The organism is Paenisporosarcina sp. P4_B8 (genome assembly GCF_056402175.1).
Genome location: NZ_JBFUHX010000013.1, coordinates 58,823 through 76,023, shown reverse-complemented (window position 1 = coordinate 76,023; position 17,201 = coordinate 58,823). Strand labels below are relative to the sequence as shown.

The following is a 17,201-nucleotide window of genomic DNA, read 5'->3' as shown; positions in this document are numbered from 1 at the left end:
GTTGAGCCCATAATTTTATGAACTATAAAAAGACTAGACCAGCCAAACTATTCTGCTTCTTTTATCAATTGCATGAAATGGTGGAGAATTTCCTCGGTATTCACTTTTTTGTCTCCCACCGCCATGTCGTGGATGGATCTGATTTGGTTCTTTGAGTCCACAATATACATCGATGTGGAGTGGGTTAGGAACCCATCCTTATTCTTTTCATACACAAAGTTGAAGGACTTGGTAAACCCTCTGATTTCTTTTTCAGAGCCTCTTAAAAACAGCCAATTGTCACTTGAGATTCCAAAAGCTTCTTTATATTGGAGAATTCTTTCTTCTGTATCGTAGGCCGGGTCCAGCGTCACCGATACAATAAGATATTGATCTTCAGTTATCCCTTCGTCCTCCATCGATTGTTGCAGATTTTGCAGATCAATCATAGTGGTAGGGCAAATATCTGGACAGTTTGTATAGAAAAATGTGATAAGTTTTGGCTTATCATGGGCAGGCACTTCCTCTGTTCCCACTTCTGTCAGTTCCCAATCAGTTACGGTACCCAACTTAGGCAAGCTAGTTGATTCGGGCCAAAAGAAGTAAATGGCCAGAATTCCCCCAATCAATAAAATGGTGCATGCAAAAAATTTCATTTAACTCCTCCTTGGTTTTTTCATGAGAATGAGCTCCATTACACCCTAAATGAATAGCGAACGAGCTGGCATACGAGTGCATGAAGGCAGGCAATGAAAAAGGCCAGAATATACATGTTTTCAGCAACCATGGCTTCCGTTTCAATTGGGATCTTGCACAGGGCTGGATTTTGCAGGACTGCACCAAACATCATTCCCATGATCCCACCAATTGCACCATTATAAATTCCATTTAAGGAAGCAGGAGCTTTAATAATAGCCCCGAACTTCCAGCCAATGAAAAGTCCTATTACCAAGGGAATCAAATAAAAAATAGGCTGGTTGACAGGAAGAAGCAAACGAGTGTAAAACGCCATGGCAAATGAAGACATCATGGATATAGCCATACACATCGACTTTGTAAATCGATCATCAAACAGGAAATGCTTCTTAATAAATATCCGGTAAACAAAAAAAGCTTCGAAAAAGCACCACATCAATAACAATATAATGGGCCACAAGGTTTACATCACGACCTTTTAATAGAAATGAGAATGGTGAGTAAACATAATGCAAAGACCCCATGCACGAACAAACTGAACAGGGTAGGCATTTCTACAACAGTTCCAATCATCGGGGACATCAGCCCAATGAACGCACCATTGGTCAATCCGGTTACAAACGTCTGGTAATCGAACAGAAGCCCAAATAACGCACCAACCAATAGCCCCACGGCCGTTGATATCAGCGTAATCAACGTAAAATGGAATGGATATTGCTGCTGAAGCAAAACACCAGAAAGCAGAGCTGCCATCCCGCCCATTGCCACACTAATGTTCATCCCCAACTGAAACCCGATTAACTTTTTAAAGCTTCGCAAATAAAAATAAAAACAAAGAGCTATCCAGCCATCTACATAAAAGATGATTAAATGTGCAATTTTATCCATAGCCCCACCTCTACACAACATATGTACCAGCAAATATGAACGAACTTTGTCCACTGTAAAATGTTGTATATTTGCCTGCTCTATGGGATTCCTTTCTGCATACACTGTTAACAGTTTGAAAAAATATGCAGAAAGTAGGAAATCGCCTGATATATCCAGTATAAATTTGGTAATATCTCTTTTTCTGCGAAAAAAAAAGGAGGCTACACATGACAGTCGGACCAATTAATACGTTTGATGGTTTTCCTATATGGTATAAAGATGAAAATAGATTGCGTCTTCAATTGAATGTCGATCCTACTGATCCTTACTCAGGGATTACTCCTGCAGATTTGCCTAACCCAGCGCTGCCCGTGTCATTCCCGGATAATTATCCATCGGAAGCTTTTTATTTTCTGGCGGAAGCTGAAATGACTACTGGTACTGGCGAAAGAGCTAGGCTTGTCTTAGCTTTGGAAGCTGCTTTTGTAAGCGAAGTTCCTAGGGATGGAGACCAAATTGTATTTGGCAGAGTGCGGATTCGTATCTTTGGATTACAGCCAAATACCGAATATACGGTTACACACCCATATGGAACTGACACATTCATCGCTGAACCTGATGGAGAAGGAGCCGGGGAAATTAATTTTACAGAGGATATTGGCGGATTGAACGGCGGAGAATTCGAGCTTGCGCTTAACAGCCGCGTCCATCCATTTTTAAAATGGGATCCAAATGTTGCACCACTTACCCCAGAAGGATATATTGGCGATCCAAATGTGCCCCATCCAATTACAGGCAGTGTGTTTGTTGATCCATTCGGCCAGCCACAAAACATTTTTCGGATTGAAGGACCAGGAATTGGCATCGGATCCCCGAATCGCTCAACAACTCCTGGCCTTGACCCCGATAACTGTATTGAAACCAGACTTTTTACGGTTCTAGGTAAAATCTCTACCGTTTCGGGAGTCGATGTGACTAGAGCCAACTATACACAAACCGATAGCGCAGGCGGTCTGCTAGATGTCTTTGCGGTTTCAGATGACACCACACAGACGATAAGCGTTTCCGGAAACGGAATTAACACCACCCTGCTTCAAGGAATAAACGGACGGTACTTTGCCCGAGTCGCTTATACAGGTGCTCGCCCCCCTGCTTCCATTACTGTTACAAACTTGAGTGATGTTCCGAACAGTATAAAAGAAGCCGTGCCAGTTGATTTTATTACGGCAACGGCGAACTATGACACGAATTCCCAAACTTTGGCCGTCATTGTCTCATCCAGTGATTTGATTGGAGCACCGGCTTTATCCATAGAGGATTTTGGGGTTGGCGAGATCATCATTCCGCCTACTGGATTAAGCACTACAAGCCTCCCATTTGCACCGTCCCAGGTAACTATTAAATCGACTGCGGGAGGCACAAGGGTTATAGATGTATCAGTGACCGGTTCTCCTGATGGTCCTATACCTGTAGCAGCTAATGCCGGGCCCGACCAAACAGTTGTCGTTAATTCAACCGTGTTTCTGAACGGAACGAATTCAACGGGTGCTATCACCTCATATAATTGGATTCAGTTATCCGGACCTACTGTTGCATTGACTGGTGGCACAACAGCAACTCCTACCTTTATTGCACCAGCTTCTCAAGCGACTCTAGTATTTGAGTTGACAGTTGATGGCGAAGGCGGACCTTCCACCGACTCCGTAAGTATTACGATTCTTGACTCCACACCACCTCCAATTGCTGATGCAGGGCCAGATCAAGTCGTCCAACAAGGAGCACTAGTGACGCTGGCAGGAAGCGCAACAGGGCTTGCAACATCTTACCAATGGGCTCAAATCTCGGGAGTTCCCGTACAATTAACCAATCCCAATACCTCCACAGCCACATTTAGATTTCCCGCACAGCCAGCAACACTAACTTTCCACCTTACAGTCCAAGGTCCTGGAGGCATTTCTTCAGACACTGTCCAAGTGTCATCGGTTCCGGAAACCTTGACCGTTACTCGGGCAGAGTATCGTACTGGTGATGCAGAATGGCGTATTTCCGGGACATCAAATGTGCTTCAAGTAGGGGCATCAATCTCTATCTATATCGGCAGTAGTCTTAACGGCACTCACCTAGCCCAAGTGCCTGTGGATACATTAGGGGAATGGGAGTATCGGGTTGAAGGCTCCTCTCAGCTACCAGATCAAACGAGAGCTATTTCCATCCAATCCAGCTCGGGCGGGACACTCCAAAATATACCACTTAATATTCGCAATTAAAAAACAATTGGTCAGGGATGCAAAAGTACGAACGCATCAAATCAATTGTCATCTTTATTAAGGAAGGAAGGATTAAATTGGATCGCTGTCCAAAATGTAATGGACCATCGAATAATTGTAATTGCGCACGTGGGCCTAGAGGTCCTAGAGGCTATCAAGGTCCCGTTGGTTTTAGAGGAGAGCAAGGCCATCCTGGACCAAAAGGCCAGCAGGGCCCACAAGGATTAAAAGGACCTAAAGGTGATCAAGGCATTAGAGGTCTACAAGGAATACAAGGTCCAAAAGGGGATCAAGGCCCTCCTGGACTACCAGGTATATTGCAAGCAGCTCATGGTTTCGGCATTTGTAATGTAATGAGCAAAGCGTCTGGGGCTGTAAGATTTATCATGCCTGGACCACTCCAAGATGTAGAGTTAATGCAAGACGGCCTGAAAGTATTGAAATCAGGGATTTATCAAATTAGTTATAAAATCATATTGGCATCAAATACAATAACTTGTTCGCCATCGACATTTCACTTAAAGATAAATGACGCCATTACGGTAGTATCCTCGTTCACCGAATCCACCACTGCTACCTCCCTGTCCTCTTCTGATCTAGTTTCATTGCTAGAAGGAGATATTGTTAAAATCCAAGCAAAATTACAGGAGCATTTTAGCTACAAAATGGCCACCCTGCAAATTATCCAGGTAGGGTGAAATAAAAAATGCCTGTACACTTTCGATGACCAGGCAATTTGACTATTGAGTACTACTCTCGTTAATTTTAATAGAGTCCCTGATGGGGCTCTTTTTTTGTGCCTATGATACACTTATATAAAAATTATAAGGAGTTTTTTTGTATGAGACTCATTTCTATATGCCCTAGCAATACTGAAGTTCTTGCCTATTTAGGCTTAACGGATCAGCTTGTCGGACTCGATGACTTTTCTGATTGGCCTTCTTCAGTTCAACATTTACCTCGATTAGGTCCGGATTTATCAATTGATATCGATGCACTAGAGGCATTAGAGCCTGATCTTGTATTGGCTTCGCTCAGTGTTCCTGGTATGGAGAAAAATGTGAACGAATTAGTGGATCGTGGTATTCCCCATCTTGTGTTGGATCCTCAAAGTTTAAACGAAATTGCAGAGGATTTACTGACTGTTGGTCACGCATGTGGTATTTCTGTTGAGGCTGAAAAGATCGTCTTGGAATACAGAAAATTTGTTGATGAAATGAAGATTCGCGCTACCCTTGTTTCCACTTATCCCGAATTATATTGGGAGTGGTGGCCGAAACCAATCTTTACACCCGGACAAGTAAATTGGTTAACTGAAGTCAGTGAAATTTCTGGTGGGCGCAATGTCTTTCGTGACGTTGAATTGGCAAGTGTTCAGACAGATTGGGATGATGTAATGCGTCGCAATCCGGACTATATTTTCCTTGCTTGGGTTGGCGTTCAGCTATCTAAAGTAAATAAAAAAGTTGTTGAAAAACGGTCTGGTTATGAGAATCTAACAGATATACAAAAGAACAATGTACATATAATGGAAGAAGAATTGTATTGCCGTCCCTCCCCGCGCCTTTTGGAAGGTGCGTTTAAGCTCGCCAGTATCCTACATCCTGATATTTATGCCGATTTAGAATTACCTACATGGATTACTGAAAATAAGTGATTACGAAAAAAGCTGCCTTGATGACGATATTAGTCATCAAGGCAGCTTTACTTTTAAGATAAAAATCATCACAGTTTAACGGTGAGCGGTGGTTAGTTGGAAACATGTCTTTCTTTTAATAAAAAAGACCGTTTTAATAAAAAAACGGTCTTTCCTCTTGTGTTATACGAATTTCACCATATGGTATTTCTTCTTGCCGCGGCGCAAGATTGAGAACGAATCATCCAAACGATTTTCAGCATTCACGATGTGATCAACAGCCGTCAATTTTTCTCCATTGATTGAAATCGCTCCATTCGTTACATCTTCACGTGCTTGACGTTTAGATGGCGAAACTCCCGCTTCAACCAATAAGTCCACAATGTTTTTGTCTTCTTTTGGCAATTCAATAGAAGGGACATCTTTGAATACTTCTTTCATTTCACTTGCAGATAATGATTTTAAGTCTCCGCTGAATAATGCTTGTGTAATACGCAATGCGTTATCCAAAGAGTCTTGACCATGAATCATACGTGTCATTTCTTCAGCAAGCGCCTTTTGTGCTTTGCGTAAATGTGGCTCTTCCGCAACTGTCACTTCAAATGCCTCGATTTCTTCACGTGTCAAGAAAGTAAAGATTTTCATGTACTTGATTACATCTGCATCTGCAGTATTCAACCAAAACTGGTAGAACTCATATGGTGATGTTTTTTCAGCATCTAACCATACCGCTCCAGTAGCCGACTTACCGAACTTCGTACCATCCGATTTCGTCACAAGTGGAATGGTCATACCAAATGCTTTTGATTCTTCTGTATGAGTTTTACGAATCATTTCAAGTCCAGTCGTGATATTACCCCACTGATCAGATCCCCCTACTTGAATTCGACAGTTGTGAGAATCGTATAAGTGATTGTAATCAATTGCTTGAATCAACATGTACGAAAATTCCGTGAACGAAATTCCTCCTTCCAAACGTGAGGCAACAGTATCTTTCGCTAACATGTAGTTAACCCCAATGTATTTTCCATAGTCACGTAAAAATTCGATGACATTCATCGAACCGATCCAGTCACGGTTGTTAACCAAAACGGCTCCATTTTCAGAACCAAAATCAAAAATGCGTTCCATTTGAACTTTAAGACCTTTAACATTTTCATCAATTTGTTCAGTTGTTTGCAATTGACGTTCTTCGCTACGGCCAGACGGATCTCCAATCATTCCTGTAGCTCCACCTATCAACAGAATCGGTTGATGGCCATGTAATTGAAAACGGCGCAATGTCAGTAAAGGAACGATGTGTCCAATGTGCATACTGTCCGCTGTAGGGTCCACTCCACAATATAAAGAGATTGATTCTTTATTCAAAAGCTCCACCATACCCGCTTCGTCAGTCAGCTGGTAGGCAAGGCCTCTCCATTTTAAGTCTTCGATTAATGCGTTTGTCATTTGCCATTCCTCCTTGAAAATATGAATTGCGTAACTCGCCACTCAAGCTCAACTCCGACGCTGTAAGAAACATATCGGAAACTTGTTTCCGAGTGAGTTCATGAAGCGGAGGTGCGAGCTGGCGCGTGGAGCTAAACATAAAAAAGTCCCTGCACGATTAATAAAAATCATGCAGGGACGCTAAATACAATTTGCGCGGTACCACCCAGCTTGAAGGAACCAGTCCTTCCGCTCATCAGACACAGTATCGTTGTGTTGACGTTTAAGCTCCCAGCCTGTAATTCATGTATGCACACCGACCAGCTTTCACCACCCGCTGGCTCTCTAAACAGCACTTGCATTCATTACTTCGGACTTTTCATCACTCAAAATAATATATATTTTTTCATTGTACGCTTTTATTAATCGTTGTCAATAAATATATTGGGCATCTACCATTTTATGATATAATAGGACAAGATTTTAGGAGGTCGATTCGGTTGAATGATCAAGTAAAAAACTGGTTGAAAAAAATAGACGAAACATGGGATAGGTGGACGAATGCACAGTGGGCTAAAAGATTGCGCATTACCTCAGGGGTCATCTGGAATCTCGCATTAATTTTGCTTATTGTCCTTTTGGTAGGCGGCGCATTTGCAGGATCGGTGGCAGCTGGATATTTCGCTTCACTAGTCGATCAGGAACCACTTCGTGAAGAAGCGGATATGCGAGCATCCATCTTCAGTTATGAAGAGACCTCAGAAGTATATTTTGCGAACAATGTGTACTTAGGGAAAATAAGAACAGATTTACAGCGTCGTGAAACTAAACTTGAGGAAGTCTCTCCTTATGTCCTTGATGCAGTGTATGCAACGGAAGATGAATATTTCCCAGTACATAATGGAATCGTACCAAAAGCTATTTTCCGTGGGCTACTGCAGGATGTAACGAATTCTGATAGCCAGACAGGTGGATCCACATTAACACAACAATTAATCAAAAATCAGATTCTCACAAATGAAGTTTCCTATGAACGCAAAGCAAAAGAAATTCTTCTCGCCATGCGCCTTGAAAAATTCATGGAAAAAGATGAAATTCTGGAAGCTTATTTAAATATTATCCCCTATGGCCGCAACGCTTCTGGAGCCAATATTGCAGGGATTGAAACCGCCGCAGAAGGAATTTTTAATGTCAAAGCAAAAGATTTAAATTTACCGCAGGCTGCTTTTATAGCGGGTATTCCGCAAGCACCTTTCGCTCATACACCATTCACTTCTGGAGGTTTATTGAAAGATGATGATGGTCTGAAACCAGGAATCGATCGGATGCTGACAGTTCTGTATCGTATGAAAGAAACTGGCTACATAACGGAACAAGAATATAACGCAGCGATTGCTTACGATATTAAAAAAGATTTCCGTTCTCCTGAATTATTACCTCAGGAAAGGTACCCTTTCTTAACATATGAATTGGAACGCCAAGCAAAACAGATTATAGCGGAATTGTTAGCTGAAAAAGAAGGCATTGACCCTTCTCGTTTAAAAGATGAAGAAAAATTAAATGAAAAATATACAATTATGGCCGATCGCGCAATGCGTAACAACGGCTACCGAATACATTCAACCATAGACAAAGAAATGTATGACGCTCATCAAAAAGTTAAAGATGAATTTAAAAACTATGGCCCCTCAATCAAGGTTGAAAAATACAATGCCGAATCACAAAAAAATGAATGGGTTGAAGAACCTGTTCAGGTAGGCAGTGTGCTGATGGAAAATAGTACAGGCAGAATCTTAAGTTTTATCGGCGGACGTAGTTATGACATTGAAGCATCAAATCATGCAACACAAAGGTATCGTCAAAATGGTTCAACCATGAAGCCTTTATTAATTTATGCTCCTGCCATTGAGTATGGTGTGATTGGTGCTGGAAGTCCGGTCGTCGATGTTGCATTCAAAGACTATGTAGACGGCAGTGGAAATTCATACTCACCTGGAAACTTCAATAAAGAACAAGAACTTGGTATCATTCCTGCCCGACAGGCACTGGCATCTTCACAAAACTTGGCAGCTTTAAGATTGTATAATCAAATTGTCGAAAAACGGCCAGCGGAATTTTTAAAAAAACTCGGATTCTCTCGTTTAATAGATGAGGATTATGTAAACCTTTCCGCTTCCATTGGTGGTATTAGAAATGGTGTCACAATTGAAGAAAACACAAATGCTTATGCCACTTTGGCGAATGGTGGTCAATTTATCGATTCATATATGATTGAGAAAATTGAAGATGCTGATGGCAATATTATTTTCGAGCATCAATCAAAAGCTGTACCTGTCTACTCTCCACAAACATCATATATCGTAACTGATATGCTAAGAGATGTTTTATCTGAAGGTACTGGTAGACGAGCGCAATCGGAATTGAAATTCAACTCTGATTTTGCAGCTAAAACGGGAACAACAAATAATGCACACGATGTTTGGTTCATGGGATATAACCCTTCTATTACACTTGGTGTATGGCTAGGTTACGATACTCCAACCAATTTAAATATTTCGAATGGTACTTATCAACAACCAGGAACTCGCGTCAATATGTTATGGGCAAGATTGATGAATAGTTCATATGATGTGAATCCTGAACTCGTGGACCCAGCTGCCGAATTCAAGCGGCCCAAAGGCGTTGTCTCTCGTTCATTCTGTGCAATTTCAGGAATGTCTCCATCAGAAGAATGTTCTCGTGCAGGTCTTGTTAGATCTGATTTATTCAATGCCAACACTTACGTACCAAGGAAAGCAGATGATAGCTTCGTCTCATCATCTTACGTCATGATCGATGGCAAACGGTATCGCGCACTTCCGTCAACACCTAGCGAATTTGTAGTGAGTGGTGGAGTTGGTGTAAACAAAGACTTTATTAATCGTATGTTTGGCAATATCAACGGTGATGCAAGTAAGCTTTTCCCTCAAAATTCTAGTTTTGCAGACCGAGTAGTATCTGAAGATACATTCGATGCTGATGGGGCTTCACCCGGATCAGTTTCTGCTTCCATTTCAGGAAGAACTCTAACTTGGTCGAATTCCGCTTCCAAAGATGTCGTTGGATACCGAGTGTTCAAAAGTACTGGTGGCAATGTTTTGTTAACTTCCGTCAAAGAAGCAAGTGGCAACTCGTATCAATTGAGCAGCCCAGGCACATACTTCGTGGTTGCTGTGGATATTACAGGGAACCAATCTCCCGCATCCAATATGGTAATTGTGGAAGCTCCTGAACCAGAACCAAAACCAGAACCTAAACCTGGTACGGAACCAAAGCCGAAGCCAGATCCAAAACCTAAACCGGATCCAAAACCTGAGCCACCTCCAGTAGTACCACCTCCAGTAGAACCACCTCCTGGAGATGGTGAAGGAGCATAAAATTAAAAAGCAGTGAAACTTATCAGCATCGATAAGTTTTACTGCTTTTCTATTTGTCTAGCTTCAAGCGCCAGCCCTCGCCTCCGCTTCACACGGTTGGAGTCAGGCAGCGTGGCCAGGTTCACGTTTCAAAGTGTCTGGATATGCTTTTCAATAAAGAAATGCCAACATCTTGCACTGCAATAGTGCAAGATGTTGGCATTTTCATTAATCTTCCATTGTAGATAAATCGCCTGTTGGTAAATCAAGTTCCCACGCTTTTAACACACGTCTCATGATTTTCCCACTGCGTGTTTTCGGAAGCTTGTCTTTAAATTCAATTTCACGCGGAGCAGCGTGTGCAGCTAATCCTTTTTTCACGAATTGTTGTATATCCGCAATCAATTCGTCCGAAGGCTCAACACCTTCTTTTAATGCTACGAATGCTTTAATGATTTCTCCACGAACTGGATCCGGTTTTCCGATTACACCCGCTTCGACAATTGATGGATGCTCGAGAAGTTTACTTTCCACTTCAAATGGTCCTACGCGTTCGCCAGAAGTCATGATGACATCGTCAATACGCCCTTGGAACCAGAAATACCCGTCTTCGTCCATGTAAGCAGAATCTCCTGAAACGTACCATTCATCGTTAAGGAAATACGATTGATATTTTTCAGGATTATTCCAGATTTGACGCATCATTGATGGCCAGCCTTTTTTAAGTGCCAAGTTCCCCATTTGGTATGGAGGCAACTCAACCCCACGATCGTCAACGATAGCTGCTCTCACACCTGGAACTGGTTTACCCATTGATCCCGGGCGAATTGGCAAGCACGCATAGTTACAAATCATCTGAGCGCCTGTTTCTGTCATCCACCATGTATCATGTATGCGATGGCGGAATACTTCTGCTCCCCATCTGATTACTTCTGGATTCAATGGTTCACCGACAGATAAAACGTGACGCAGTGAAGATAAATCATATTCCTTCACTAAAGCATCGCCAGCTCCCATCAACATACGGAAAGCGGTTGGCGCACTATACCAAATCGTTACACCGAAGTCTTCAATCGCCTGGTACCATGCATCAGGAGAAAAACGTCCTCCTAATACAACCATTGTTGTTCCAGTTAACCATGGACCAAAAATTCCATAAGATGTCCCCGTTACCCAACCTGGATCCGCTGTGCACCAGTAAATATCCTGCTCTTTTAAATCCAAGACCCATTTTGCAGTCTGATAATGTTGTACCATGGCTTCCTGTACGTGTAATACACCTTTAGGCTTGCCAGTTGAACCAGACGTATAATGAAGAACCAATCCATCTTCTTTATCGAGCCACTCCACTTGGAAATACTGAGAAGCAGCTTTCAAATGTTTCATAAAATCTACTGTTTTATTATCTTCTTCCACGTTTTCGCCGACTAATAGGATTGTTTCCAGGTGAGGTAATTTATCTACCGGAATTCGATTTAGCAATTCAGGGGTCGTCACAATCGCTTTTGCTTCACTGTCCGCTAAACGATCATAGACTGCACCCTCCATAAATGCCTCGAACAATGGTCCAACAATTACACCCATTTTTAGAGCACCGATTAACGCAAAATACAATTCAGGCGAGCGCGGCATGAAGATAAATAAACGGTCACCTTTTTCAAGATTTGTATGGGCTTTCAAGACATTTGCTGCTTTGTTTGTCCATTTTTTCATTTCATTGAACGTGTAAGATTCTTTACGAGTTGCATCTTTGTAATAAAGAGCAATTTTGTTTTTTCTGTCTGAATTTGCATGACGGTCAATGGCTTCGTGCGCCACATTCATACGACCTGTCACATGCCAACTAAACGCCTTTTCTGCCTCTTTCCAATCGAAATTGGCTGCAGTTTCGTCGTAGTTTTGGAGTAAATAATCTCCTTGAACGACCGGAAGTGCTTCAAGTTTCATTTCTACCACCCTCTCAATTACGATACAAATACTAGTTTACATGAAATTGAAAGTAAATGGCGAATAATTTTACTTTTTAGACTATGACTCTTCTAATCAAATTGAAAACGTTTTCCTTATGTCTTTTTCATGTATAATGAAACTACGTAATTCTTTTCAGGTGGTGTACAAATGGATCATAAAAAAACCTATAATGCCATGGAATTGAAAACTAAACATGGCCATTTAATTATCGAAGGACCAATATCATCAGCAGATCTTGCACGTTACGACTTTCATGATGATTTGGTGGCATTCCGACCTCCTTCCCAGCAACATAAGGCAATCATTGAAATTGCCAAGTTGCCAGAAGGAAGAATTCTGATAGCTCGTGATAACATGACCATTGTGGGCTATGTAACATTCTTGTATCCTGACCCTTTGGAACGTTGGTCGAAAGGGCAAATGAGCAACTTAATTGAACTGGGGGCCATTGAAGTCATTCCAAAGTTTCGTGGAACCGGTGTCGGAAAGAGCTTGCTTCACGTTTCGATGATGGATGATGCAATGGAAGATTATATCACCATTACTACTGAGTATTATTGGCATTGGGATTTAAAAGGTACTGGACTGAATGTATGGGAGTACCGAAAAGTGATGGAAAAAATGATGAATGCAGGTGGATTGGAATACTTTGCAACCGATGATCCAGAAATCAGCTCCCATCCGGCCAATTGTTTAATGGCTAAAATTGGTGCGCGCATTGACAATGAATCCATTCAACGCTTTGATCAGTTACGTTTTATGAATCGATTTATGTATTAATCCGCAAAGGAGTTTTTGACATATGATTGTGGAACAAATGATGAAAACAAATGTCTTGACCTTACAGCCTTCACATTCGATTAAAGATGCAATCAGTCTCCTTCGTGAAAGTAAAATCAGACACTTGCCGATTACCGATAATGAAGGCAAAGTAGTAGGGATTGTATCAGATAGAGATATCAAAGATGCCACACCTTCCAATCGGATGGTAGGACATAATCAGGATATATACTCAACACCTCTTGAAGAAATTATGACGAAAAATCCCATAACCGGACATCCGCTGGACTTTGTTGAAGAAGTTGCCACGATTTTCTATGATCAACAAATAGGGTGTCTGCCCATCGTCAGTGGTGGGAAATTAGTTGGTATCGTTACAGAAACAGATTTATTATATAAATATATTGAATTAACAGGCGCCCACCAACCAGGTTCTCAAATTGAGGTTCGTGTACCGAATAAGCCTGGGATATTATTTGAAGTTTCCAAAGTTTTTCATGATCATAATTCAAATGTATTAAGTGTTCTTGTGTATCCAGATATCCAAAATGACAACAACAAGATCTTGGTATTCCGTGTAATGACGATGAACCCTCTCGGAATTATTGAAGATATACGTAAAGAAGGTTTCGATGTGCTATGGCCGAACATGCCGGGAATGACAAACTAAAAAAACATGCGGTTTATATATATTCGGATGATCAATTGGGCTATAAATTTTCTGAGAACCATCCATTCAATCAGAAAAGGCTGACTTTGACAACCGATTTGTTACGAAAAATGAATGCGCTTACAGATGAAGACATCATCGCTCCCCGCATTGCAACGGACGACGAGCTATTGCTTGCGCATGATGCACGATATATTGATATCGTCAAAAAAGCGAGCAAAGGGCTTGTCACTTCTTCAGAAACAGAGAGTTACGGTATTGGAACCGATGACACTCCTATTTTTCCGAATATGCACGAAGCCAGTGCTCGTTTGGTCGGTGGCACGTTAACTGCCGTGGATTATGTAATGGAAAATAAAGCTTCGCATGCCCTAAATCTTGGTGGCGGACTGCATCATGGCTTTCATGGGCGCGCATCTGGATTTTGTGTCTACAATGACAGTTCGGTCGCAATTAAATACATACAGCAGAAGTATAAAGCCCGTGTACTATATATTGACACGGATGCTCACCATGGAGATGGTGTACAATGGAGCTTTTATGAGGATCCTGATGTGTGTACAATCTCCATTCATGAAACTGGGAGATACTTATTTCCTGGAACCGGTAATGTAACAGAACGTGGTACCGGTCAGGGTTATGGAACTTCATTCAATTTACCAATAGATGCTTTTACAGAAGATGAATCATTTTTGGAACTTTATATGACTGCTTTCCGAGAGATTGCTGCCTATTTCAAACCAGACGTCATCATCAGTCAAAATGGAGCAGATGCACATTATTTTGATCCACTGACTCATCTATATGGATCTATGAAAATCTACCACGAGATTCCGAAGCTTGCCCATCAGCTGGCCCACGAATATTGTGACGGCAAATGGATTGCCGTCGGTGGTGGAGGATACGATATATGGAGAGTGGTGCCAAGAGCCTGGTCGTTATTGTGGATGGAAATGAATAATATTCCACTTCCTCAAGTTAATCTACCGAAAGAGTGGTTGGAGAAATGGCAACCAGAATCACCCGTACCATTAATTCCCACCTGGTTGGATCCAGATAACTTATATGAACCCATACCTCGTAAAGAAGAAATTACCGAAAAGAATAAACAAGTGTTGAACAAGGCACTTTATTTAATTCGATCTCATTAAAAAAGGAGTGGACTACGCTAAGCATAGTCCACTCCTTCCATTATTTCACGGAATCTCTTTCTTCAATTCGGTGTGGCAATATTACTGTTTTCTCATCAATTTGTTCTTTGTTCATATATTTTGTCAGCAGACGCATGGATACCGCTCCAATATCGTATAGAGGTAACACGATACTTGTTAATTCTGGACGCACCATTCGTGCTAGCTTCGAGTTTTCAAAACTAATGACTTCAATGTCGTTAGGAACATGGAAACCGGAATCCTGAGCTCCATGAATTAGCCCAATGGCCAGTTCATCGTTTCCTGCAAAGAAAGCCGTAGGTGCATCTTGCATACTCTTTAAATTACTGAATGCTGCATGCCCTGCGTCATAAGTGGCTTCACTTTCCACTACCAATTCTTCGTTCATATCAAGACCTGCATCCCCTAAAGCTTTTTCATAGCCTGTGAACTTGAATGCACGATTAATGGTGGACGATAATGACCCAGAAACGTACGCGATTCGTTTGTGATTATTTTGAAGCAAGCGATTAACCGCTTCATAAGCTGCCTGGTGATAGTCGATATTTACAGAAGGCATTTTCCCTGAAGGATCAATTGTACCTGCTAAAACGATCGGTACGGGCGATCGCTCCATCATATTTAACAACTCTGTCGATACATGTTCACTCATGAACACAATTCCATCCACTTGTTTTCCAAACATCGTTTCCAGGAGTTGTAACTCTTTATCTTCTCGTTGATCCGAGTTTGATAATATAATATTATAGCGATACATGGTCGCAATATCTTCTATTCCTCGTGCAAGTTCTGCGTAAAAAATATTTGATATATCTGGAATAATAACTCCAACTGTAGTTGTTTTCTTGCTTGCCAGTCCTCTGGCAACCGCATTTGGACGATACTCCAATCGTTCAATAACGTCCAGCACTTTTTTCCGAGTAGCCGGTTTTACATTCGGATTGCCGTTAACAACTCGTGAAACCGTTGCCATCGAAACGCTAGCTTCACGTGCTACGTCATAAATTGTAATTGTCATGTGCTTACACTCCCTGCTCGGTCCCTATCTCATACCATCATATAATAGTTTTCTGACGTTTTCCAACGTTACGTCAAACGAAAGAAAAATACCGGTTCAGAAATTGAACCGGTAGGATGCTTATGATTGAAATTCGTATGATTTCATGAACTTTTGAAGAGAATCGTAAAACTCGTCAAATTGCTGTAAGTTCATTTGTTGTGCTGCATCAGATAAAGCAACAGCTGGGTCTGGATGTACTTCAGCCATAACACCATCTGCACCAATGGCAATTGCCGCTTTCGCTGTAGGCAATAGTAAATCACGACGTCCTGTTGAATGGGTTACATCCACAAACACAGGTAAATGTGTTTCTTGTTTTAATATTGGAACTGCTGAAATATCGAGTGTATTACGTGTCGCTTTTTCGTATGTTCGAATTCCACGTTCACATAAAATAATTTGATCATTTCCTTGGGAGATGATGTACTCGGCAGCATGGATAAATTCATCAATCGTTGCAGCCATTCCGCGTTTCAATAACACCGGTTTGTTAATGGCACCTGCTGCTTTCAATAACTCGAAGTTTTGCATGTTACGTGCGCCGATTTGAACAACATCAATGTAATCTAATGCCTCTTCTAGATGATGAGGTGTCACAATTTCAGAAACAACTGCAAGATTGTATTGCTCTGAAACACGCTTAAGGATTTTCAAACCTTCAAGTCCAAGACCTTGGAAATCATAAGGTGATGTACGAGGTTTGTAAGCTCCTCCTCGGATCATTCTCAAGCCTTTATGTTGGATTGCATTTGCTACAGCTGCAACTTGATCAAATGATTCTACAGCACATGGACCGAATACAAATGATGGCTTGCCTTCTCCAATGCGTTCCCCATTAATCACAACAATTGTATCTTCTGCTTTCTTTTTACGAGAAACAAGAAGTGCTTTACGGTGATCATCTTCCTGAAGCTCCAGTGCAGTTTTAAAGATTTCCTTGAAAATATGATCTACAGTTGATTGCGGTAGTGGACCCGCATTGTTTTCTTTTAGTAAGTTCAACATATGACGTTCGCGAAGAGGATCATATCGGTTGACACCTTGCTTTTCTTTTACTTTTCCAATTTCTTTTACAACTGCTGCACGCTCATTGATTAAACGAAGAATTTCTAAGTTTAATTCGTCAACATTTGTGCGTAAGCTATCTAATTCTTGATGGCTCATACCTTGATCTCCTCTCTTACCCATACGAAATTCACGAAATCCAAACGGAAGATGTATGATGCTTTTTTTGATATTAGAACCATTATAGTATGTACATTTCTAAAAGTCACGCA

Annotated in this window: 14 protein-coding genes and 1 other annotated feature; of the genes, 7 read left to right on the top strand and 7 right to left on the bottom strand. The window is 41.4% G+C overall.

From position 1 onward, the window contains the following. Window positions 1-47: 47 nt before the first annotated feature. The 3 genes from AC1DSK_RS12950 to AC1DSK_RS12940 form a co-directional block, all read right to left on the bottom strand. Window positions 48-635 carry an SCO family protein gene (locus AC1DSK_RS12950; protein WP_477548078.1) on the bottom strand — a complete coding sequence of 196 codons (588 nt, stop codon included), beginning with the start codon at window positions 633-635 and terminating at the stop codon, window positions 48-50. A gap of 38 nt (window positions 636-673) precedes the next feature. Beyond that, the gene (locus tag AC1DSK_RS12945; protein WP_477548077.1) at window positions 674-1,021 is read right to left on the bottom strand and encodes a hypothetical protein; all 348 of its coding nucleotides are present in this window, start codon (window positions 1,019-1,021) and stop codon (window positions 674-676) included. A 122-nt stretch (window positions 1,022-1,143) separates the two neighbouring features. After that, window positions 1,144-1,563 (bottom strand): hypothetical protein, encoded by a 420-nt coding sequence (locus AC1DSK_RS12940; protein WP_477531185.1) that lies wholly within the window; start codon window positions 1,561-1,563, stop codon window positions 1,144-1,146. Between the two features lie 209 nt (window positions 1,564-1,772). Here AC1DSK_RS12940 and AC1DSK_RS12935 point away from each other — a divergent pair, with 209 nt between their 5' ends. The 3 genes from AC1DSK_RS12935 (at window position 1,773) to AC1DSK_RS12925 (ending at window position 5,469) form a co-directional block, all read left to right on the top strand. Further along, the gene (locus AC1DSK_RS12935) at window positions 1,773-3,812 is read left to right on the top strand and encodes a PKD domain-containing protein (protein WP_477548076.1); all 2,040 of its coding nucleotides are present in this window, start codon (window positions 1,773-1,775) and stop codon (window positions 3,810-3,812) included. Between the two features lie 77 nt (window positions 3,813-3,889). Next, window positions 3,890-4,510 carry a collagen-like protein gene (locus AC1DSK_RS12930; RefSeq protein ID WP_477598263.1) on the top strand — a complete coding sequence of 207 codons (621 nt, stop codon included), beginning with the start codon at window positions 3,890-3,892 and terminating at the stop codon, window positions 4,508-4,510. Window positions 4,511-4,653: 143 nt separating this feature from the next. Next, window positions 4,654-5,469 carry a cobalamin-binding protein gene (locus AC1DSK_RS12925; protein ID WP_477548074.1) on the top strand — a complete coding sequence of 272 codons (816 nt, stop codon included), beginning with the start codon at window positions 4,654-4,656 and terminating at the stop codon, window positions 5,467-5,469. A gap of 162 nt (window positions 5,470-5,631) precedes the next feature. On the opposite strand, the gene tyrS is transcribed toward AC1DSK_RS12925, so the two are convergent. Then, entirely contained in the window at window positions 5,632-6,897 is a 1,266-nt protein-coding gene (gene tyrS / locus AC1DSK_RS12920) for a tyrosine--tRNA ligase (protein ID WP_477548073.1), read from the bottom strand. Window positions 6,898-7,067: 170 nt separating this feature from the next. Next, window positions 7,068-7,268: a binding site (T-box leader), on the bottom strand. Between the two features lie 108 nt (window positions 7,269-7,376). Between tyrS and AC1DSK_RS12915 the strand changes: the two genes are divergently transcribed. After that, on the top strand, window positions 7,377-10,292 hold the full coding sequence (locus tag AC1DSK_RS12915) for a transglycosylase domain-containing protein (RefSeq protein WP_477548072.1): 2,916 nt from the start codon (window positions 7,377-7,379) through the stop codon (window positions 10,290-10,292). A gap of 207 nt (window positions 10,293-10,499) precedes the next feature. Here AC1DSK_RS12915 and acsA read toward each other — a convergent pair whose 3' ends face one another. Continuing rightward, window positions 10,500-12,218: an acetate--CoA ligase gene (gene acsA / locus AC1DSK_RS12910; RefSeq protein WP_477548071.1), complete on the bottom strand. Its 1,719-nt coding sequence runs from the start codon at window positions 12,216-12,218 to the stop codon at window positions 10,500-10,502. Window positions 12,219-12,389: 171 nt separating this feature from the next. Between acsA and AC1DSK_RS12905 the strand changes: the two genes are divergently transcribed. The 3 genes from AC1DSK_RS12905 to AC1DSK_RS12895 are packed head-to-tail and all read left to right on the top strand — an operon-like array spanning window position 12,390 to window position 14,843. Beyond that, window positions 12,390-13,022 (top strand): GNAT family N-acetyltransferase, encoded by a 633-nt coding sequence (locus tag AC1DSK_RS12905; RefSeq protein WP_477548070.1) that lies wholly within the window; start codon window positions 12,390-12,392, stop codon window positions 13,020-13,022. Window positions 13,023-13,044: 22 nt separating this feature from the next. Continuing rightward, complete coding sequence (locus AC1DSK_RS12900; protein ID WP_016426596.1) at window positions 13,045-13,692, top strand: acetoin utilization AcuB family protein; 648 nt, start codon at window positions 13,045-13,047, stop codon at window positions 13,690-13,692. Continuing rightward, window positions 13,662-14,843 carry an acetoin utilization protein AcuC gene (locus AC1DSK_RS12895; protein ID WP_477548069.1) on the top strand — a complete coding sequence of 394 codons (1,182 nt, stop codon included), beginning with the start codon at window positions 13,662-13,664 and terminating at the stop codon, window positions 14,841-14,843. Before AC1DSK_RS12900 ends, AC1DSK_RS12895 begins: the two co-directional genes overlap by 31 nt. 40 nt (window positions 14,844-14,883) lie before the next feature. Here AC1DSK_RS12895 and ccpA read toward each other — a convergent pair whose 3' ends face one another. Then, window positions 14,884-15,882 carry a catabolite control protein A gene (gene ccpA / locus AC1DSK_RS12890; RefSeq protein WP_016426594.1) on the bottom strand — a complete coding sequence of 333 codons (999 nt, stop codon included), beginning with the start codon at window positions 15,880-15,882 and terminating at the stop codon, window positions 14,884-14,886. Between the two features lie 120 nt (window positions 15,883-16,002). Continuing rightward, window positions 16,003-17,088, bottom strand: coding sequence for a bifunctional 3-deoxy-7-phosphoheptulonate synthase/chorismate mutase (locus AC1DSK_RS12885; protein WP_016426593.1), 1,086 nt, complete (start codon window positions 17,086-17,088; stop codon window positions 16,003-16,005). Window positions 17,089-17,201: the final 113 nt, after the last annotated feature.

Bases quoted from the DNA above. Each gene is read 5' to 3' on its own strand.
- AC1DSK_RS12950 (WP_477548078.1), bottom strand. From the start codon at position 635: ATGAAATTTTTTGCATGCACCATTTTATTGATTGGGGGAATTCTGGCC.
- AC1DSK_RS12945 (WP_477548077.1), bottom strand. From the start codon at position 1,021: ATGGCTATATCCATGATGTCTTCATTTGCCATGGCGTTTTACACTCGT.
- AC1DSK_RS12940 (WP_477531185.1), bottom strand. From the start codon at position 1,563: ATGGATAAAATTGCACATTTAATCATCTTTTATGTAGATGGCTGGATA.
- AC1DSK_RS12935 (WP_477548076.1), top strand. From the start codon at position 1,773: ATGACAGTCGGACCAATTAATACGTTTGATGGTTTTCCTATATGGTAT.
- AC1DSK_RS12925 (WP_477548074.1), top strand. From the start codon at position 4,654: ATGAGACTCATTTCTATATGCCCTAGCAATACTGAAGTTCTTGCCTAT.
- tyrS (WP_477548073.1), bottom strand. From the start codon at position 6,897: ATGACAAACGCATTAATCGAAGACTTAAAATGGAGAGGCCTTGCCTAC.
- acsA (WP_477548071.1), bottom strand. From the start codon at position 12,218: ATGAAACTTGAAGCACTTCCGGTCGTTCAAGGAGATTATTTACTCCAA.
- AC1DSK_RS12905 (WP_477548070.1), top strand. From the start codon at position 12,390: ATGGATCATAAAAAAACCTATAATGCCATGGAATTGAAAACTAAACAT.
- AC1DSK_RS12900 (WP_016426596.1), top strand. From the start codon at position 13,045: ATGATTGTGGAACAAATGATGAAAACAAATGTCTTGACCTTACAGCCT.
- AC1DSK_RS12895 (WP_477548069.1), top strand. From the start codon at position 13,662: ATGGCCGAACATGCCGGGAATGACAAACTAAAAAAACATGCGGTTTAT.
- ccpA (WP_016426594.1), bottom strand. From the start codon at position 15,882: ATGACAATTACAATTTATGACGTAGCACGTGAAGCTAGCGTTTCGATG.
- AC1DSK_RS12885 (WP_016426593.1), bottom strand. From the start codon at position 17,088: ATGAGCCATCAAGAATTAGATAGCTTACGCACAAATGTTGACGAATTA.